This is a genomic window from Mesorhizobium sp. M7A.F.Ca.MR.148.00.0.0 (assembly GCF_003997735.1).
GTDB lineage: Bacteria > Pseudomonadota > Alphaproteobacteria > Rhizobiales > Rhizobiaceae > Mesorhizobium.
Genome location: NZ_RZTB01000032.1, coordinates 1 through 19,402, shown reverse-complemented (window position 1 = coordinate 19,402; position 19,402 = coordinate 1). Strand labels below are relative to the sequence as shown.

Here is a 19,402-nt window from a genome sequence, read left to right as displayed (position 1 = left end):
CGCCGATCTCGTCGAGAAATACGGCGACAGGATTGCCGCGATAAAGCTCGACGTCACCGACAAGAAAGCCGTCGATGCCGCTGTCGCCGAGGCGCACAAGCGTTTTGGCCGACTCGACGTCGTCATCAACAATGCCGGCTACGGCCATTTCGGCGCCATCGAAGAGGTCAGCGAACAGGAAGCTCGCGACCAGATCGAAACCAATGTCCTCGGCGCGCTGTGGGTCACTCAGGCCGCACTGCCGATCATGCGGGCGCAGCGTTCCGGCCACATCATCCAGATTTCGTCGATCGGCGGCGTCAATGCCTTTGCCTCGCTCGGCCTCTACCACGCCTCGAAATGGGCGCTGGAGGCCTTCAGCCAGTCGCTGAGCATCGAGGTCGCGGAATTCGGCATCCATGTGACGCTGGTCGAACCGGGCGGCTTCTCCACCGACTGGGCCGGCCCGTCGGCCAAGATCTCTCAGCCGATCGAGGCCTATGCGCCCGCCCGTGCGAAGATGGCAGAGCGCCGCGCCAATTCCGTTGCCGGCGATCCAGAGGCCACCGGGCCGGCGATGCTGGCCATTGTCGATGCGGCCGAGCCACCGCTCAGGGTGTTCTTCGGCGACGGCGGCCTGCCGATGATACGCCAGGAATACGCCAACCGACTCGCCACATGGGACAAGTGGGACCACGTTTCCGTTATGGCGCAAGGCGCCAAGAAGAACCGCAAAGCTAACGCCTAGTGAGCTTGGCTACGCCGCCACGGCGGCGTAGCCCCTGCCCTTTGGTTGCCGCACAGCTATGCCGAATAGATCCACTGCTCCGGCACGCGCACCGAGATTTCTTCGCCGACCCTGACCGTTCCCGGCTTCTCGACCCAGGCGACGACGCCGCGCAGCCGCTTCGCCATTTTTGGGAACAGCAACGCGCCGGCTTCGACGTCGGCCATTCCGGCGTTTTCGGCGATCGACCGGCCGGCGATGCGGCAAGGTCCGTTCTGTGCGTCAATCTTGATGGTGACGCCGCCCTTGAAGAACAGCAGCGTGCCGGCCGGCAGCATCGAGAGGTTCGGCACCCCTTCGATCACAAGATTGGCGCCGATCCACTCCGGCCTGATCTCGGCCAGGCCCATGCGTTGGGCAACAACCGCCAGTTCGTCCGCTGCCACTATGGACAATTGCCGTTCGTTGCGCATTTCGGTGCCGCGCGGATACCAGGGCTCGCGCCCGCCCGAGCGGCGTGTCGGTCCGGCATGAAAATCGCCTGCTATGCCATCGAAATCCAGCAGCAATTCGTCCACCGGGCGCGTCTGAAAATGATCCGCCGGCGCCACGTAAAGCGCTGCCGCCTTGGCGGTAAGCTTTCGCGCGGGGATGATTTCGATCGGCTTTTCAGCCTCGGGGAAGAGATCCAGCATGGCGTTCTTTTCTCTCGTCATCCAGCGAATTAGCCGGGCGGACTTCGCGGCGTCCAGTCGAAAGTGCTGATCGTCCGATCAACGTCACCGATGGGATGGCGATCGCCAGGCCGATTCTGGTGCCGTTCGCACCAGCCTGACGCAACAAGACGTATTGCGCGCCAAGGTGTGTTGAGATTCAGGTCAGGCCGAGCCGGGGAAGCGCAGGAAGCTGCTATTCGCCGGGCGGCCTCACCTGAATATCGACATAGCTAGAGCATCCGCAACAGCGCGCCGCCTATCGAATACCCCGCGCCAAAGGCGCAGATCAGGCCGAAATCGCCGGGCTTCATGTCGGCGTGGTTCTCCGACAGCGCGACGATGGCGCCGGCGCCCGCCGTGTTGCCCAGCCGCTCCAGCACCATCGGCGCGCGGTCATGGTCGACCTCGTGGCCGAACGACAGTTTCAGGATCATGGCATTCATCCGCGCATTGGCCTGATGCAGCCAGAAGCGCCGGATCGCCTGCGGCGTCAGCCCGTGCTCGGCGAGGAATTCGACGATGAATTTTTGCCCGGCGACAGTGACTTCCTTGAACACCTTGTTGCCGACCTGCTTGATCAGATTGCCTTCCAGATTGATCATGTAAGGATCTTCCTGGGCGGTGCGGGTGTGATAGCCCAGATTGGTGCGGATGTTGTTCGACATCTGCGTCCAGACGCGCGTGTCGAGCACTTCGAAGCGCCCCGGCCGCTTGTCGCCCTTGGCCAGGCCTTCGACCACCATCGACACCGAAGCGTCGCCGAAGATGAAATGCGTCTGCCGGTCGCGGAAATTGAGATGGCCGGTGATGATCTCCGGCGTCGTCACCAGGATGCGTTTGTGCGCGCCCGACCGCACCAGGTTGACGGCGACGTGCAACGCGGCCGCGGCCGAAGAACAGCCAAGCCCCATGTCGAAGCCGGCCCCCTTCGTCCCCAACGCCTCCTGCATTTCGATGGCGATCGCCGGATAGGGCCGCTGGTGATGCGAGGCCGAGCAGATCACCAGGTCGATATCCGACGGCTGCAGCCCGGCGTGGTCGAGGGCCTTCTTCGCCGAGGCGATTCCGAACTCCGCCTCCAGCGACAGCGCATCGTCGGGCCGCGCCGGAATGCGCGGCGCCATCCGGGTCGGATCGAGAATGCCTTCGCGCTCTATGACATGGCGGGTGCGCACGCCCGAGGCGTGGACGATGAAGTCGCTGTCCGATTTCGCCAGCGGCGGCTCACCGGTATCCTGGCGACGCGCGTTTTCCAGGTCGACCCAGGCATTGAAGCTGGCGACCAGTTCTTCATTGGTGATTGTGGGTTCGGGGATTTCAACGCCGATGCCGCTGATGATGACGCGATGCATGTCCAGTCCGTCCCATCCGCAGGCGCTGCGGCTTCATGTGGGCGCCGGAACGCTCCGGCGCAACAGTTTTCTCACCGAGGCGGTTTACGCCGGCTTAAACCAAAGATCTGGGCCGACTGAAGCCGATCCCTCGACATGGCCACAGCCAAAGCCAAGCGGCCCTAAGGCGCCGCGCGACATGGATAATCAAGCTCGTTTTGCGACAATGAAAATGCGCGGAAAGCGCAAGAGCACCTTGCCATCAGCCGTCTTCGGATAGGCCTTGGCGATCTTGGCCGTGTAACATTCGAGGAACATCGCCCTCTCCTCGGCGTCCAGCGGATCGAGGAACGGCTTCAGGCCCGTCGATTTCACCCATTCGACGATCGCCTGCGCGTCGGCAAGCGGATGGTTGTAGATGGTGTGCCAGATATCAAGCCGGTCGCTGAGCGGCGACAGCAGGTCATAGTAGAACGACACCGCCGGCAACGGCCCGCGTGCCGCGCCCTTGAGCTTTTCGGCAAATGGCATTTCGGCGGCGGTCTCCCGCATCAGGCGGTGCGAATCCTCGCCCAGATTGTCGGGCATCTGGACGGCAAGCGCGCCGCCTAGGGCGAGGAAGCCCATCAGCCGCTGGAACACCGCCGGATGGGTAGGCAGCCATTGGAACACAGCATTGGCGAAAATCACGTCGACCGGCTCCGCCGGCTGCCATTCGGAGGCATCGGCGAGATCAAAGGTGACCGCGGGCAGACGCGCCCGCGCCTTCTCGATCATGTCGGGCGAAGTGTCGAAGCCGCTCACCTCAGCATCCGGCCAGCGCTCGACAAGCAGCGCGGTCGAGTTGCCCGGCCCGCAGCCGATGTCGACGACCCGGCGCGGGAAGTCCACCGGCACCTGCGCGACCAAATCCCGCGCGGGCCGCGTGCGCTCGTCTTCGAATTTCACATATTGGGCGGCGGACCAATCAGCCATTTGAGCTCCTCATGCTGGTTGAGATCGCCGCCCTAAAACCCCTTACCGCGTCAGCCTCTTGTAGGTCATGCGGTGCGGGTTGACGGCATCCGGCCCGAGGCGGCGGATCTTGTCCTGCTCGTAATCCTCGAAATTGCCTTCGAACCATTCGACATGGCTGTCGCCCTCGAAGGCGAGGATGTGCGTCGCCAGGCGATCGAGGAACATACGATCGTGCGAGATGATGACGGCGCAGCCGCCGAAGTTTTCCAGCGCGTCTTCGAGTGCCGCCAGCGTTTCGGTGTCGAGATCGTTGGTCGGTTCGTCGAGCAGCAGCACATTGCCGCCGGTCTTCAGCATCTTGGCCAAATGCACGCGGTTGCGCTGGCCGCCGGACAGGTTACCGACCTTCTGCTGCTGGTCGCCGCCACGGAAGTTGAACGACGCGCAATAGGCACGCGTGTTGGCCTCGAACTTGCCGAGCTTGACCACTTCGGCGCCGCCGGAAATCTCTTCCCACACCGTCTTTGACGGATCGAGCGCATCGCGGCTCTGGTCGACATAGCCGAGCTTGACCGTTTCGCCGACGCGGACCGAGCCCGCATCCGGCTTTTCCTGGCCGGTGATCATACGAAACAGCGTCGTCTTGCCGGCGCCGTTCGGGCCGATGACGCCGACGATGCCGCCGGGCGGCAGCTTGAATTCCAGGCCGTCGATCAAAAGCGTGTCGCCAAAGCCCTTCGACAGGCCTTCCGCCTCGATCACCACATTGCCGAGCCGCTCGCCATGCGGGATGACGATCTGCGTATCGCTCGGACGCCGCTTGTCGGCTGCATCCAAAAGATCCTGGAACGCCCGGATACGCGCCTTGGACTTGGTCTGGCGGGCCTTCGGGCTCGACTGGATCCATTCGCGCTCGCGGCCGATGGCGCGCTGACGGGCATCGTCCTCGCGGCCTTCCTGCTTGAGCCGCTTGGCCTTGGCTTCGAGGTATTTGGTGTAGTTGCCCTCATAAGGAATGCCGCGGCCGCGATCGAGTTCGAGGATCCAGCCGGTGACATTGTCGAGGAAGTAGCGATCGTGGGTGATGATCATCACGGCGCCCGGATAGGCGCGCAGATGCTTTTCCAGCCACGCCGTGGTTTCGGCGTCGAGATGGTTGGTCGGTTCGTCGAGCAGCAGCAGGTCGGGTTGGCGCAGCAGGAGCTGGCAAAGTGCTACGCGGCGCCGCTCGCCGCCCGAAAGCTTGGTGACTTCCGAATCCTTGGGCGGGCAGCCCAGCGCTTCCATCGCCATCTCGACCTGCTGTTCGAGATCCCACAGGTTGAGCCGGTCCATTTCGTCCTGGAGCTTGGCCGACTCGTCGGCCGTCTCGTCGGAATAGTTCATCATCAATTCGTTATAGCGTTCGATGACGGCGGTCTTGGCAGCGACCCCTTCCATGATATTTTCGAACACGGTCTTGTCCGGATCGAGCGCCGGCTCCTGCGCCAGGTAGCCGACAGTGGCGCCTTCGGCCAGCCAGGCTTCGCCGTTCCACTCCTTGTCGAGCCCGGCCATGATCTTGAGGATCGTCGACTTGCCCGAACCGTTGGGGCCGAGGATGCCGATCTTGGCGTCGGGATAGAAGGAGAGATGGACATTCTCGAGCACCTTCTTGGTGCCATAGGCCTTGTTGAGGCCGGCCATGTGATAGATGAACTGGCGTGCCACGCGCGCTTTCCCTGAAAAAACTGACTGGCCCAGAAAACTGACTGGATCTGTCGAATTGAGTGGAGGTTGGCCGCTATGTAGGCGATGCGGCGGCGAACGGCAATCGCTTTTGCCATATCTGCCCGGTCACACGCGGAAGTGTCCGCCAATCGCCGAAGTTTTCCACCAGCACGAAGCGTGCTGAAATCTCCGGTTAACTCTTCGGCGTCAAAACAGGATCGGAGTGGAATCGCTCGCTATTCGCGATTTCGAGAAAGAGATCGGGTCGACGGCATTGCTGAACAGTTTCCTGCTCCTTGCCGAAGCGGTCGTCTACTTCAGCGTCATGGTGACGCTTTTCCGCTTCAGACGGCGTATCGGCCTCGGCGTATTCGTCTGCGCGCTCGGTGTCATGCACTTCCTCGAGACCTATCTCGCCAGCGTCTTTTACGTCGCTCTGCCGTTCGGCCTGGTCTCGCCTGGCTCGGCGGTGCTGTTTTCCGGCAAGCTGGTCATGCTTTTGCTGCTCTATATGAAGGAGGACGCTGCAACCGTGCGTCAGCCGATCTACGGCCTGCTGCTCGGCAATGCGCTGATGATCGGGCTGGTGCTGCTGCTGCGCCTGCACACCATCGCGGCACTTCCCGACGGCAGGCTTCCAGACATCGGCTTCATCGACCAGATGGGCTGGCTGATGGTATGGGGCACGACGCTGCTGTTCGTCGATGCCATCCTGATCATCCTGCTGTACGAAAAGCTTGGTCGGTATCTTCGCAAGGCGCCGTTCGCACGCATCCTGATTTCCGTCGCTTGCGTGCTGACCTTGGACCAGGCCGGTTTTTTCACCGCCCTGCATTTCGTTGCCGGCGCGCCGATAGCCGTCTTTTTCGGCGGCTGGTTCGCCAAGATGGCGGCGGCGGTGACCTTCAGCACCATGCTCGTTGCCTATCTCAAATGGTTTGAGGAGCGCCAGGTCACTGCGCCGCGCGGATTGACCGATATCTTCGATACGCTGACCTATCGCGAACGCTACGAGGCGCTGGTCGAACATGTCGGCCGTGACGGGCTGACCGGCCTGCTGCACCGCGGGCGCTTCGACGCCGACGGTGAAGCCGCCGTCCAGGTCAGCCTGCGCACCGCCAGGCCGCTCAGCCTGCTGATCATCGATGTCGATCATTTCAAATCGATCAACGACCGTTTCGGCCATGCCGAAGGCGACAAGGTGTTGAAGGCCGTTGCCGCGCTGCTGCGCGAGGTCGCCAGTCCCGAGGACCAGGTGTTCCGCATCGGCGGTGAGGAATTCGCCATCCTCAGTTCTTGTCCGCACTCGGTCGCCAGGCTGCTTGGCGAAAGCATTCGCCATGCGATCAAGGCTTCAGCGGCCACCAGTCGATTCGAGTTCACCGTCAGCACCGGCGTTTCCAGCGTCAGCGAAACCACGCGCTGCCTAGCCGACCTGTTCGCGCTTGCCGACCAGCGTCTCTACAAGGCGAAGTCGACCGGCCGCGACCGCGTCGTCGGCGAGCCGGGCGGCCACGAAGCCGACACGGCCGCTGCATGGACAAAGTCCGCGCGGATTTAGTTCGTTACGACTTCCTCTGCCGTCGAAAGCCCGTCACGGTTGAAACCGCCATCAGCGCGATCGCCAGCCATTTCAGCGCCGTGATAATCGGCCCGGCCTCAATATCGTAGGCAATGAACAGCAGGATGCCCGGCACCAGCAGGCCGCATAGGATCATCATGATGCGGTTGATCTGCCACGAGACTTTCGACGCCAACGCCTCGTCGCCGGGCGCGGAAACAAGTGCTGCTCGCATCGTCTCGCCGCCGACCAGCATGGCCGAAAGACGCATCGAGATCGGCAGGCCGAGTCCGATGATCAAGAAAGTGCAAGCGGCCAGCAGCGAGGAGAATTTCAACGCGCTGGTGTCCGCCGGCACCGGAAACAGCAACGTCGCCAGCGGCAGGAAGGCGCCGAAAATGCCGACCGCCGCGATAATGATGAAGATCACCGCATTGACGATCGTGAACAGCTGGTACGTGCCGACGCCGATCGGTTCGGAGAGCGTTCGCATGCGTGCCCACTCGGCGTCGGTATACGAAAAGCCCGGCCATTCCATGCGGGCATCGTTTATCGAGACCATGCCCTTGGCCCAGAAAGCCAGCCGCGCCAGCGCGCTGCTCGTCATGCCATCCATTGCCGCCCCCGCCAGAATGATGCGCTCGCAGCATAGCACCAGGGCACGGCAGGGCGACAGTCCGGTACCTCTGTTGAGAGTTACTGGAAGCCGATCGCGTCGACATTGCCTGTCGGGCAACCGGCCTTGTTGGTCGGCACCGAAGCCAGCAGCAGATTCTTGAGCGAGCTGTTCGGGCCGATCGGACCGGCGAGACCGAGCGTCAGTTCGCCGATCAGCCGCCTGCCGCTCGACGGATCGATGACGCAGGACACGCGCACCCGGTCGCCTGCCCCCGCGCCGAAGGCGCTGTCGAAAGCGCCGCGGATCTGGTCCGCCGTCAGCTTGCCGCCGATGTTCTTGGCAAAGAGATCGCGCACCGGCGAGCTGTTCACCGCACGCATTAAATTGAGCGCGTCGGAGAAATAGTCCTGCTGGCTCTTGCCGTAGCAGGTGCCGTGCTTGATCCATTCATGCCGCTCGAGGTGGGAGGCCGTTCCAGGCATCACCTGATCGAGCTCCGTGCGGGTGTTGGCGTCCAGATTGACCGGCGGCAGGTCTTTCCAGTGGGCCGGATTGTCGTTGGCCTTGTCGCTCGCCGTCGCCTGGCAATAGAAATTGCCGTTCGGCTGCGGCCACAATCCATGCAAGGTGAAATGCGTCGCGTCGAAATCACCGGCGTTCTGCGCCTTGCATTCCGTCTTGTTCGACTTTGTCTCGCAAAACGCCGGCTGCCAGCTCAGCGCGAAGACGTATTCGGGTTTTCCCGACGCCGCCGGCTTGCCTTGGTCGTCAGGTGCGGCCGGCACGGTCGCCGCGCTGCTGCCGGAAACGTGGCCGCAACTGACCTTCACCCAGCGGCGCTCCGGATCGGCGCCCGGAACCAGGATAAGGTAGTGCGTCGGCGCATCCTTGTTGCCGGCAAGCAGCTGGTAGCTCTTCCCGGCATCGGTCGAGACATTGCCGGGGTTCTTGCCGTTCTTAATGGCTTGCGTTGCCGGACAGGCAGCGTCGGCGACAAAGCTGCCGCTCATCTTGACGTCGGCACGCGCCGCCCCGGCCAGCGACGCCGCCAGCATGGCCAATCCGAAAATGACAGCACTACGCATGGAAAATCCCCGGCTGGACAAGTGGGCGACAGACTGAAGCTGTCTCCATGTCAGAATTGCGATATTTTGCTGGCCAAACGCAAGAAACATCGTCGCGAAAAGCGGGTTTGCCGGATTGACGCATAATGTGGGCCGGCGCAAACAAAGCCAACGACGATAATGCAAGGGCGGGACCAGGCGGCATGTCATTCAGCCAGCAGCGCGTGGTTGCCTCGCCGACCGGTGCCCATCTCAATCTTTTCGTCAGGCAGGCCGATGGCCGGGCACGCGCCGTCGTCCAGATCAATCACGGGCTGGCCGAGCACGCAGCGCGCTATGCCCGCTTTGCCGATTATCTTGGCTCCCGCGGCTTCCACGTCTATGTCCACGATCATCGCGGCCATGGCGCGACCAAGGCGCCCAACACGCCGCTCGGCAGGTTCGCCGACAGGGACGGCCCGGCCAAGGTGATCGCCGACGTCGGCGCCATCCATGACCTTATCGCCAGCGAACAGCCAAACAGACCGGTCATCCTGTTTGGTCATTCGATGGGCGCATCCGTGGCGTTGAATTTCCTTTTAAGTCATTCGCCCCGCATCCATGCCGCCGCGATCTGGAACGGAAATTTCTCCCAAGGCTTGCTCGGACAGGTAGCGCTGGGCGTCCTTGCCTGGGAGAGAATGCGGCTCGGCTCCGACGTGCCGTCGCGTCTGCTGCCGAAGCTCACCTTCCAGGCCTGGGGCAAGGCGGTGCCCAACCACCGCACATTGCTCGATTGGCTGTCGCGCGACGAGGCGGAAGTGGCGAAATACATCGCCGATCCGCTCTGCGGCTGGGATGCCTCGGTATCGATGTGGCGCGACCTCGTCGGCATGGCGCTGAACGGCGGCAAGGATGCCGGCTTTGCCGGTATCCGGCGCGACCTGCCCGTCAGCATCGTCGGTGGCGAAAAGGATCCCGCCTCGGATTATGGCAAAGGGATCACGCATCTTGCCAGCCGCATGCGCGAGATGGGTTTTTCGAATCTGGTTTCAAAGGTTTACGCCGACACCCGCCACGAAAGCCTGAACGAGGTGAACCGCGACATCATCATGGGTGATTTCGCCATTTGGGCCGACGAAGTCCTCAAAGTTTGACGGATTGGCCCATTGCAAGAGCCGTGACAGCCGTTGCAGGGCTTGATAGAGGCTCTGGTTTCGCAGCAATCACGGTGATTGCGGCAATCACGGTGATTCATGGCTGAGCCCCCGCTGAAAGGCGTCCGCGTCGTCGAACTCGCCCGCATCCTTGCCGGGCCATGGGCCGGGCAGTTGCTTGCCGATCTCGGCGCCGATGTCATCAAGGTCGAAAGCCCCGATGGCGGCGACGACACCCGCAAATGGGGCCCGCCCTTCGTCATGGGCAAGGACGGCGAGAACCTGTCGGCCGCCTATTACCATTCCTGCAATCGCGGCAAGCGTTCCATCGCCATCGATTTCTCGACGCCGGAAGGCGCCGAGACCGTGCGCCGGCTGGTCGCCACCTCGGACGTGCTGATCGAGAACTTCAAGCTCGGCGGCCTGAAGAAATACGGCCTCGACTATGACAGCCTGCGCCAGATCAACCCGCGCCTCGTCTATTGCTCGATCACCGGCTTTGGCCAGGATGGTCCCTACGCGCCGCGCGCCGGCTACGACTTCATCATCCAGGCCATGGCCGGCATGATGTCGATCACCGGCGAGGTCGGCCGCGAGCCGCAAAAGGCGGGCGTCGCCATCTCCGACATCTTCACCGGCCTTTATTCGGTCATCGCCATCCAGGCAGCATTGCGCCATGCCGAGCAGACCGGCGAAGGCCAGCACGTCGACATGGCGCTTTTCGACACCCAGATCTCGGCGCTCGGCAACCAGAATTTGAACTATCTCGTCTCCGGCCAATCGCCGGTGCAGATGGGCAATGCGCATATGAACATCGCCCCGTATGAGGTGGTGCCGGTCCGGGACGGGCACATCATCCTGGCGGTCGGCAATGACGGCCAGTTCGCCAAATTCTGCGCCGCTGTCGGACTGGACGACCTGCCTGCCAATCCCGACTTCGCCACCAATCCTGCCCGGGTCGCCAACCGGGTCAAGCTGCGCGAGCGCATGATCGAGGCGCTGAAGATTTTTGACCGCGATCCGCTGCTGGCCAAGCTGGAAGCGGCCAGCGTGCCGGCGAGCCCGATCAACACGATCGGCCAGATGTTCGCCGACCCGCAGACCATCGCGCGCGGCATGCGGCTCGATCTCGACGACGGCCATGGCAATCTTCTGCCTTCGGTGCGTGCGCCGATGGTGATGTCCGGCACGCCGCTGATCTATGAGCGCCCCTCGCCACGCCTGGGCGAGCACACGCAAGAAATCCTTGCCGAACTGGAGAAGTCTGGACAATGAAGACCGGCGGACAACTCATCGTCGACGCGCTCGAAGCCAATGGCACCGACCGCATCTATTGCGTGCCGGGTGAATCCTATCTGGCGGTGCTCGACGCGCTGCACGATTCAGCGATCCGCACCATCGTCTGCCGCCAGGAAGGCGGTGCCGCGATGATGGCCGATTGCCACGGCCGCCTGACCGGCAAGCCCGGAATCTGCTTCGTTACCCGCGGCCCCGGCGCCACCAACGCCTCGGCCGGCATCCACATCGCCATGCAGGATTCGATACCCGTCATCCTGTTCATCGGCCAGGTCGCCAGCCACGCCAAGGAGCGCGAGGCTTTTCAGGAAGTGGACTACAAGAGGTTCTTCGGCGATATCGCCAAATGGGTGGTCGAGATCGACGACGCCTCGCGCATCCCCGAATTCGTCACCCGAGCCTTCGCGGTGGCGACATCGGGCCGTCCCGGCCCGGTGGTGATCTCGCTGCCCGAAGACATGCTGACCAGTATCGTCGAAGCACCTATCGCCTTGCCGCACACGCCGGTTGAGACACGGCCGGGCGAAGCGGAGCTCGACGCGCTGGAAAAGCTGCTGGCTAAGGCCAAGCGGCCGTTCGTCATCCTCGGCGGCACGCGCTGGGACGCCGATGCCGTGGCACAGATGCGCACGATCGCCGAGGCCTGGTCACTGCCGGTCGGCTGCTCCTTCCGCCGCCAGATGCTGTTCGATCATCTGCACCCGAACTATGCCGGCGATGTCGGCATCGGCATCAATCCGAAGCTGGCGACAGCGATCAAGCAGGCCGATCTCGTGCTGCTGATCGGCGGCCGCATGGGCGAAATGCCCTCCTCGGACTACACGCTGCTGAAAAGCCCCTACCCCGACCAGACGCTGGTCCATATCCATGCCGACGCCGGCGAACTCGGCCGCGTCTACAGGCCGACACTGGCGATCAACGCCTCGCCTTCTGCCTTCATCGACGCTTTCGCCAGGCGCAAGCCCGCCTCCGCACCCGTCTGGGCAACCGAGACGCCAAAGCTGCATGCCGCCTATCTCGACTGGTCGACGCCACCGGAAGGCGGCCCCGGCTCGGTCCAGATGGGCCCGATCATGAACTATCTCGAAAAGATGCTGCCCGACGACGCCATCCTCACCAACGGCGCCGGCAATTACGCCACCTGGGTGCATCGTTTCCACCGCTTCCGCCGCTTCGCCACTCAAGGTGCGCCGACGTCAGGCTCGATGGGCTATGGCACGCCTGCGGCCGTCGCCGCCAAGGAGCTGTTCCCGGAGCGCACCGTGGTCGCTTTCGCCGGCGACGGCTGCTTCCTGATGAACGGGCAGGAATTTGCCACCGCCGTGCAGTATGACCTGCCTATCATTGTGGTCGTCGTCAACAACGGCATCTACGGCACCATCCGCATGCACCAGGAGCGCGAATATCCCGGCCGCGTCGTCGCCACCGATCTCAAGAACCCCGATTTCGCGGCCTTGGCCCGCGCCTATGGCGGCCATGGCGAAACGGTCGACAAGACCGCCGATTTCGCTCCCGCCTTCGAACGTGCCCGCGCCAGCGGCAAGCCGGCGATCGTGGAAATCCGCCTCGACCCCGAAGCGATCACGCCGACCAAGACGATGACGCAGATACGCGACAAGGCGTAGTCCAAACAAAAAAAGAGGCGGTCGCCCGCCCCTTTTTGTCATGCGGCTTGCGCTACTTGGCGGTCTCGATCTGTCCGCGGATTTCGCCGTCCTTGTTGGCTGCCGTGTGCACGTTGACATAGTCCTTGCCGGCCATCAGGTCGGCGGCCTGCGCGTCGGTCAGCACGGCCGACCCTTTGATCGAGCTCTTGAGCTTGCCCTTGAACGGGATCGCCACCCCGGCGTTTTCACCCATCGCGGCTGGGCCGTGAATATGCCCGGCGGTCGCCGGCCCGCTGAGGCCGGAATATTTGACGTTCCAGCTGAGTTTCTTCGTGGCCGTGTCGAAGGTAAGAGCTGCGGTGCCCTTGCCTTTCGTGGTCACCGGCGGGTTCTGCTGGTCGCCGTCGAGCGTCGCTTTCAGCTTCACCGTCTCGGCCAGGGCCGGCGCTGCCGTAAGGAAGGACGCCGAGATGGCCAGTGCCGAAAGCATCGGTGCCAAGGATTGGATACGCATGAGAATCTCCGTTTGCTGATGACATCCAGCCACGGCTCCCCGGCGCGCGGATGTATCGGCACAACGCTTATAAGAGCGAATGGCTGCGCGCGAGTAACACTTACGTGCAAACTAATGGACCGCGCGACACCCCACGGTGGCGTCAGACCGCCGCCAGCGCCTGGGTCAGGTCGGCGATGAGATCATCCGGGTGCTCGACGCCGATCGACAGCCTGACCGTGGTCTCCAGCACGCCGATGCGCTGGCGCACCTCGAAGGGTATGCCCGAATGGGTCATGGCTGCCGGGTGGCTGGCCAAGGATTCCGTTCCGCCCAGGCTCACCGCCAGCTTGAATATCTGCAGGTTGTTGAGAAAGGCGAAAGCCGCCTTCTCTCCGCCCTTGATATCGAAGGAGAAGGTCGAGCCGGCACCAGTGCATTGCGCCCTGTAGGTGCGGCCAGCCGGCGTTTCCTCGCCCAGGAACGGAAGGTAATGCACCTTCTCGACCTTGGCATGGTCGCGCAGGAATTCGGCGACCAGGCGCGCATTGTCGTTGGCCCGCTCCATGCGGATCGACAGCGTCTCCAGCGAGCGGCCAAGCATCCAGCAGGAATGCGGGTCGAGCTGCGTGCCGATCGCGCCGCGCAGCGCCTTGATCGGCTTGGTGACCGCCTTGCTGCCCATGGCGGCGCCCGCGATGAGGTCGGAATGGCCGCCGACATATTTGGTCAGCGAATAGACAGAGACATCGGCGCCATGTTCGATGGGCCGCTGGAACACCGGGCCGAGGAGCGTGTTGTCGCACACGACGATCGGCGTCGACCCTTGGCTCGCGCCGATCTCGTCGGCGATCTTGCGCATCAGCGCGATGTCGACCAGGCTGTTGGTCGGATTTGACGGCGTCTCGATCAGGATGACCGACACGCGGCCCTTCGCGACGGCCCCATCGGCGGCGGAGCGCACCGCCGTCTCGTCAACGCCGTCCCCGAAACCGACAGCACCGATACCGAAACCGGAGAGCGTGCGCGTCAACAGCGTCTCGGTGCCGCCGTAAAGCGGCTGCGAATGAAGGATGACGTCGCCCGGCCTGATATAGGCAAGCAGCGTGGTGGCGATCGCCGACATGCCGGATGAAAACAGGATGCAGGCATCCGCCCCCTCATAGATCGCCAGCCGGTCCTCGACGATCTCGCTGTTGGGATGGTTGAAGCGCGAATAGACCAGGCCCGACGCCGTGCCGCTCGGCGGCTCCTTGCGGCCGGAGGTGTAGTCGAAGAAGTCGCGTCCTTCTTCCGCCGACTTGAACACGAAGGTCGAGGTCAGGAACACCGGCGGCTTGACCGCACCCTCCGAAAGTTGCGGATCGAAGCCATAGCTCAGCATCAGCGTCTCCGGGTGGAGCTTGTGGTTGCCGTTATGGGTTTTCGACGGGCGTGGCGCGGTCATGATCTTTCCTGCCTGTTCGAGTGACATAGTGAACGGCAATTTATGCGATCCCGTTCCGCCGGTCCTTGCTATTTTTGGGCTCGCATGGCTGCATTCCCGCAACAAATTGCCCGGAGAGACCGAAAGTGCAGCAGAAGATAGCCGATGATTTCGACCTGAAAATCCTGCGCGAACTGCAGGCCGACGCCCGCATCACCAACAATGAGCTTGCCGAGCGGATCGGCCTGTCGCCGTCGCCCTGCCTGAGGCGGGTGCGGCGGTTGGAGGAGACCGGCGTCATCAGAGGCTACACCACGCTGGTCGATCCCTCAGCCTTCGGCTGGAACATGGTCGCCATCGCCACCATCCGGCTCAGCCGCCAGAACGAAGACGAGATCGTCATGTTCGAGGACGCGATTCGCGGCTGGGAAGAGGTGCTGGAATGTCACCTCGTCACCGGCTCGCGCGACTATGTGCTGAAAGTGGTGACGGGAAGCCTCGAGCAGTACGAGCGCTTCATCAAGGAAAAGATCGCGCGGCTGAAATGCGTCGCCTCGATCGAGACCAGCTTCGTCATGAACACCATAAAGGAACGGCGCCTCTGACATTTCTGCCGGAGGCGCCGCGTCTCGAGATCATGCGCAGTAGGCTTACTTGACCGCCTTGTCGGTGATGGCGGTGGTGTAGGCGCCAGTCGGCTCCTTGGTGATGATCTTCTGGTCGAGCAGCGCCTTGGCGGTGCGCTCGTAGGTCGCCGGGTCGAGCTTGCCGTCGGCATTGTCGATCAGCTTGGCGACTTCGCTCATCATGCGCTTCTGGTGGTTCTCGTCCTGGCCGCCGCCGTCCATGACGATGCCAGCGGCTTCGTCATTGTTGTCGATGGCGTATTTCCAGCCCTTCATCGAGGCGCGCACGAAACGCACCATCTTGTCTTCGAAGGCCGGGTCCTTGAGCTTGTCTTCGGACGCATAGAGCCCGTCCTCAAGCAGGTCGTTGCCCATGGCCGAGTAGTTGAACACGGTCAGCTGTTCCGGCTTGTAGCCGGCGTCGATCAACTGCCAGTACTCGTTGTAAGTCATGACCGAGATACAATCCGCCTGCTTCTGGATCAGCGGCTGCACGTCGAAGCTCTGCTTCAAGACGGTGACGCCGTCGGGGCCGCCGTCGGTCTTGAGACCGAGCTTGTTCATCCAGGCGTAGAACGGATACTCGTTGCCGAAGAACCAGACGCCGAGCGTGTGACCCTTGAAGTCGGCTTCGGTCTTGATCGGGCCGTCCTTCGGGCAGACCAGCTCCATGCCGGCCTTCTTGAACGGCTGGGCGATGTTGACCAGCGGCACACCCTTTTCGCGGGCAGCCAGCGCACCGCCCATCCAGTCGACGATGACATCGGCGCCGCCGCCGGCGATCACCTGCTCGGGCGCGATATCGGGACCGCCCGGCTTGATGTCGACGTCGAGACCTTCGGCCTCATAGAAACCCTTGGCCTTGGCGACATAGTAGCCGGCGAACTGGGCCTGCGTGACCCATTTCAGCTGCAACGTCACCTTGTCGGCGGCCATTGCCTGGAACGCGGCCAGCGACATCGCGCCGGCCAGAACGGGAATAATCAGTCTTTTCATTTTTTTACCCTCTGAAGTTAGTGCCCTAAACCCACCGCCCCTATCCACCACGGACAGAGGGATGCCAAAACGTGACGGCTCTTTCGACAAGAGCGACCACGCCATAAAAGACCGAACCCGCAAGTGCTGCAACTGCGATTTCGGCCCAGACCATGTCGATGTTCATCCGCCCGACCTCGGTCGAGATGCGGAAGCCCATGCCGACGACAGGCGTGCCGAAGAACTCGGCGACGATGGCCCCGATCAGCGCCAGCGTCGAGTTGATCTTCAGCGCGTTGAAGATGAAGGGAGCTGCTGCCGGCAGCCTGAGCTTCAGCAGGGTTTGCCAGTAGCCCGACGCATAGGTGCGCATCAGGTCGCGCTCCATGTGGCCGGAGGCGGCCAGACCTGCGACCGTGTTCACCAGCATCGGGAAGAAAGTCATGATGATGACCACCGCCGCCTTGGACTGCCAGTCGAAGCCGAACCACATCACCATGATCGGGGCGACGCCGATGATCGGCAGCGCCGAGACCATGTTGCCGATAGGCAAGAGGCCGCGCCGCAGGAACGGCACACGGTCGGCGAGGATTGCGGTGATGAAGCCGGCGCCGCTGCCCACCACATAGCCGAAGATCACCGCCTTGAAGATGGTCTGCCGGACATCCGCGCCGAGCACCGGCAGCGAACCGGCGATGCGCGCGCCGATTGCGCTTGGCGGCGGCAACAGGATGAAGGGGATGCCGGCGCCACGCGTCACCGCTTCCCAGATGATCAGTATCCAGGCGCCGAAGATGGCCGGGACGATCAGGCGCAACGCGGTCCGCGCCCAGCTTGCCATCGGGCGAAGGCCCGACAGGACGGCGACGCAGCGCCAGCCAAGCAGCCAGGCACCCGTGAGCAGCAGGAAATAGGGCGCCCGTGCCAGGCCCTCGAAGCCGGCGATGCCGCCAATCAGCAGCCAGGCGACCAGATGTGCGCCGATGAAAAGCACAACCGCTTCGACGACGGACGGTATTCTGGCCATCGAGATCAAAGCGGCGACAAGCAGCACGCCAAATATCAGCCAGTTCGCCGCCGCATAGGGATACATCAACGTCCCTGCGGGCTCCGCCAGCGCATCGACTTTCGGCGCGGCGATCGGGCCGAGCGCCACTGCGATCACGCACAGCGTGATCGCCAGCACCGCTTGCCAGGAGGGTTTCAGCCAGTTCATGCCGGCCTCCCGCCCATGGCGCGGTCGACGAGGCGCCCGGCAATGCCGACAACCATGACGAGAAGTGCTGCCACCACAGACCCAGCAACCAACGCCGACCAGATGTCGATGGACTGGCTGTAATAGGCGCCGGCGAGCAGCTTGGCGCCGATGCCGGCGACCGCACCGGTCGGCAGTTCGCCGACGATGGCGCCGACCAGGCTTGCCGCCACCGCCACCTTCATCGAGGTGAACAGGAACGGCACCGAGGCCGGCACGCGCAATCTCCAGAAGGTTTGCGCACGACTGGCATTATAGGTGTGCATCAGGTCGAGATGCATGATCTCGGGTGAGCGCAGCCCCTTCACCATGCCGACGGTCACCGGGAAGAATGACAGATAGGTCGAGATCATCGCCTTCGGGATCAGACCGCTGATGCCGATCGCCCCCAGCACAACGATGATCATCGGCGCCACCGCCAGGATGGGAATGGTCTGCGAGGCGATGATCCACGGCATCAGGCTCCGGTCGAGCGTCGCCACATGGACAATGCCGACCGCAATAATGATGCCGAGCGCGGTGCCGAAGGCAAAGCCGAGCAGCGTCGACGACAGCGTCACCCAGGCATTGTAGACCAGGCTGCGGTTCGAGGTGATAGGCCGCAGGAAGGTGTTCTCGAAGAAATTCACCGCCACCTGATGCGGCGCCGGCAATGTCGGCTTCGGCTGCGACAGCGTCTTGCCAATCAGTTCGCTGAACGTGGAGGTCTCACCGGCGCGACGGTCGAGATCGCGCTGGAACGGCGCGTTGAGGATGACAGCGAAGACATACCAGAGCACGACCACCCCGGCGAGGATCGAGGTCACGGGGATGAGTTTGTCGCGGAAGGTGTCCATTAGGTGCGCTCCCCTTTGCCCAACGGCAAAGAGCGGCCATACCCATTCTTCGTCATCCTAGGGCGAAGCAAGGAGCGAAGCGACGCGGCGCAGACCCTAGGATCCATGCCGTTACCTCTGTGCTCCACAACGGTGCGGAACAAGGCTCCCTGTGCCTCGCCCTGCTTGGCCTGTTTTCTCAACCGTTTTCGCCTTTCGGCCGGCGTCACGGCATGGATCCTAGGGTCTGCGCAGGCCGCTGCGCGCCTGCTCTGCCCTAGGATGACGAAGGGGTGGTTGACCGCTCCCCTTACGCACGCCGCCTCGCGGTGCCCTGGGATGACGAAGGCGCGGTGGGCCGCCCCCTCACCCGACCTCCGCTTCGCTCCGGCCACCCTCTCCCCGTTGGGGAGAGGAGGGAGCCCGTCGATTGCTCCCTCAATCATCATAGCTGTGCCCTGCCCGCAGCCCGTCGCGCACGCGCGCCGCGATCGCCAGAAACTCGGGCGTCTCGCGGATGTCGAGCGGCCGCTCTCTCGGCAGTGTCGATTCGATGATGTCGCTGACGCGGCCCGGCCGCGGTGACATGACGACGATGCGCGTCGACAGATAGACGGCTTCCGGAATGGAGTGGGTGACGAAGCAGATGGTCTTGTTGGTGCGTCCCCACAATTCCAGCAATTGCTCGTTGAGATGGTCGCGCACGATCTCGTCCAGCGCGCCGAACGGCTCGTCCATCAGCAGCAGGTCGGCGTCGAAGGCCAGCGCACGGGCAATCGAGGCGCGCTGCTGCATGCCGCCCGAGAGCTGCCAGGGATATTTCTTCTCGAAGCCAGAGAGGTTGACGAGCTCGAGCGTGCGCTTGATACGCTCGCCTTGCTCCGCCTTGGACAGACCCATGATCTCCAGCGGCAGCCCGACATTGCGCTCGATCGTCCGCCACGGAAACAGCGCTGCGGCCTGGAAAACATAGCCATAGGCGCGTTTCTCGCGCGCGTGCTCTGCTGTCATGCCATTGACCGAAATCGTCCCCGAGGTCGGCTTCTCCAGATCTGCGATGACGCGCAGCAGCGTGGTCTTGCCGCAGCCCGAAGGCCCGATGAAGGAGA

18 protein-coding genes are annotated in these 19,402 nt (G+C 63.1%); 6 read left to right on the top strand and 12 right to left on the bottom strand.

The annotated features are described in order from the left end of the window. On the top strand, positions 1-727 hold a 727-nt coding region (locus EOB49_RS14955), incomplete at its 5' end, for an SDR family NAD(P)-dependent oxidoreductase (RefSeq protein ID WP_245472710.1). Between the two features lie 56 nt (positions 728-783). Here the strand turns inward: EOB49_RS14955 and EOB49_RS14950 are convergent. The 4 genes from EOB49_RS14950 to ettA form a co-directional block, all read right to left on the bottom strand. Further along, positions 784-1,401 carry an MOSC domain-containing protein gene (locus EOB49_RS14950; protein WP_127381407.1) on the bottom strand — a complete coding sequence of 206 codons (618 nt, stop codon included), beginning with the start codon at positions 1,399-1,401 and terminating at the stop codon, positions 784-786. 251 nt (positions 1,402-1,652) lie between these two features. Continuing rightward, positions 1,653-2,774 (bottom strand): beta-ketoacyl-ACP synthase III, encoded by a 1,122-nt coding sequence (locus EOB49_RS14945; protein ID WP_127381406.1) that lies wholly within the window; start codon positions 2,772-2,774, stop codon positions 1,653-1,655. Positions 2,775-2,960: 186 nt separating this feature from the next. Next, the gene (tam, locus tag EOB49_RS14940) at positions 2,961-3,728 is read right to left on the bottom strand and encodes a trans-aconitate 2-methyltransferase (protein ID WP_127381405.1); all 768 of its coding nucleotides are present in this window, start codon (positions 3,726-3,728) and stop codon (positions 2,961-2,963) included. A gap of 42 nt (positions 3,729-3,770) precedes the next feature. After that, positions 3,771-5,420 (bottom strand): energy-dependent translational throttle protein EttA, encoded by a 1,650-nt coding sequence (gene ettA, locus EOB49_RS14935; RefSeq protein WP_127381404.1) that lies wholly within the window; start codon positions 5,418-5,420, stop codon positions 3,771-3,773. 274 nt (positions 5,421-5,694) lie between these two features. Here ettA and EOB49_RS14930 point away from each other — a divergent pair, with 274 nt between their 5' ends. Further along, entirely contained in the window at positions 5,695-6,981 is a 1,287-nt protein-coding gene (locus tag EOB49_RS14930; RefSeq protein WP_127381426.1) for a GGDEF domain-containing protein, read from the top strand. Between the two features lie 4 nt (positions 6,982-6,985). Here EOB49_RS14930 and EOB49_RS14925 read toward each other — a convergent pair whose 3' ends face one another. Both EOB49_RS14925 and EOB49_RS14920 read right to left on the bottom strand, forming a co-directional pair. Further along, the gene (locus tag EOB49_RS14925) at positions 6,986-7,597 is read right to left on the bottom strand and encodes a hypothetical protein (protein ID WP_127381403.1); all 612 of its coding nucleotides are present in this window, start codon (positions 7,595-7,597) and stop codon (positions 6,986-6,988) included. An 80-nt stretch (positions 7,598-7,677) separates the two neighbouring features. Then, positions 7,678-8,685: a ribonuclease gene (locus tag EOB49_RS14920; protein ID WP_127381402.1), complete on the bottom strand. Its 1,008-nt coding sequence runs from the start codon at positions 8,683-8,685 to the stop codon at positions 7,678-7,680. A 182-nt stretch (positions 8,686-8,867) separates the two neighbouring features. On the opposite strand from EOB49_RS14920, the gene EOB49_RS14915 reads away from it, so the two are divergent. The 3 genes from EOB49_RS14915 (at position 8,868) to EOB49_RS14905 (ending at position 12,721) form a co-directional block, all read left to right on the top strand. Beyond that, a complete protein-coding gene (locus EOB49_RS14915) occupies positions 8,868-9,800 on the top strand; it encodes an alpha/beta hydrolase (RefSeq protein WP_127381401.1) in 933 nt (310 codons plus the stop codon). Between the two features lie 99 nt (positions 9,801-9,899). After that, the gene (locus tag EOB49_RS14910) at positions 9,900-11,075 is read left to right on the top strand and encodes a CaiB/BaiF CoA-transferase family protein (protein ID WP_127381400.1); all 1,176 of its coding nucleotides are present in this window, start codon (positions 9,900-9,902) and stop codon (positions 11,073-11,075) included. Next, positions 11,072-12,721 carry a thiamine pyrophosphate-binding protein gene (locus tag EOB49_RS14905; protein ID WP_127381399.1) on the top strand — a complete coding sequence of 550 codons (1,650 nt, stop codon included), beginning with the start codon at positions 11,072-11,074 and terminating at the stop codon, positions 12,719-12,721. The genes EOB49_RS14910 and EOB49_RS14905 overlap by 4 nt, the downstream gene beginning before the upstream one ends. A 52-nt stretch (positions 12,722-12,773) precedes the next feature. Here EOB49_RS14905 and EOB49_RS14900 read toward each other — a convergent pair whose 3' ends face one another. Then, complete coding sequence (locus EOB49_RS14900) at positions 12,774-13,217, bottom strand: CHRD domain-containing protein (protein WP_127381398.1); 444 nt, start codon at positions 13,215-13,217, stop codon at positions 12,774-12,776. A 142-nt stretch (positions 13,218-13,359) separates the two neighbouring features. Further along, positions 13,360-14,643, bottom strand: a complete 1,284-nt coding sequence (locus EOB49_RS14895) for a cystathionine gamma-synthase family protein (RefSeq protein WP_127381397.1) — start codon at positions 14,641-14,643, stop codon at positions 13,360-13,362. A gap of 125 nt (positions 14,644-14,768) precedes the next feature. On the opposite strand from EOB49_RS14895, the gene EOB49_RS14890 reads away from it, so the two are divergent. Further along, positions 14,769-15,227 carry an Lrp/AsnC family transcriptional regulator gene (locus tag EOB49_RS14890; RefSeq protein ID WP_127322679.1) on the top strand — a complete coding sequence of 153 codons (459 nt, stop codon included), beginning with the start codon at positions 14,769-14,771 and terminating at the stop codon, positions 15,225-15,227. Between the two features lie 45 nt (positions 15,228-15,272). Here EOB49_RS14890 and EOB49_RS14885 read toward each other — a convergent pair whose 3' ends face one another. The 4 genes from EOB49_RS14885 to EOB49_RS14865 form a co-directional block, all read right to left on the bottom strand. Further along, the gene (locus tag EOB49_RS14885) at positions 15,273-16,244 is read right to left on the bottom strand and encodes an ABC transporter substrate-binding protein (RefSeq protein WP_013894623.1); all 972 of its coding nucleotides are present in this window, start codon (positions 16,242-16,244) and stop codon (positions 15,273-15,275) included. Positions 16,245-16,284: 40 nt separating this feature from the next. Then, positions 16,285-17,439: an ABC transporter permease gene (locus EOB49_RS14880; protein ID WP_127381396.1), complete on the bottom strand. Its 1,155-nt coding sequence runs from the start codon at positions 17,437-17,439 to the stop codon at positions 16,285-16,287. After that, positions 17,436-18,314 carry an ABC transporter permease gene (locus EOB49_RS14875; RefSeq protein WP_127272550.1) on the bottom strand — a complete coding sequence of 293 codons (879 nt, stop codon included), beginning with the start codon at positions 18,312-18,314 and terminating at the stop codon, positions 17,436-17,438. The genes EOB49_RS14880 and EOB49_RS14875 overlap by 4 nt, the downstream gene beginning before the upstream one ends. Positions 18,315-18,731: 417 nt before the next feature. Continuing rightward, the coding region (locus EOB49_RS14865; RefSeq protein WP_164781682.1) for an ABC transporter ATP-binding protein at positions 18,732-19,402 on the bottom strand (671 nt) is incomplete at its 5' end.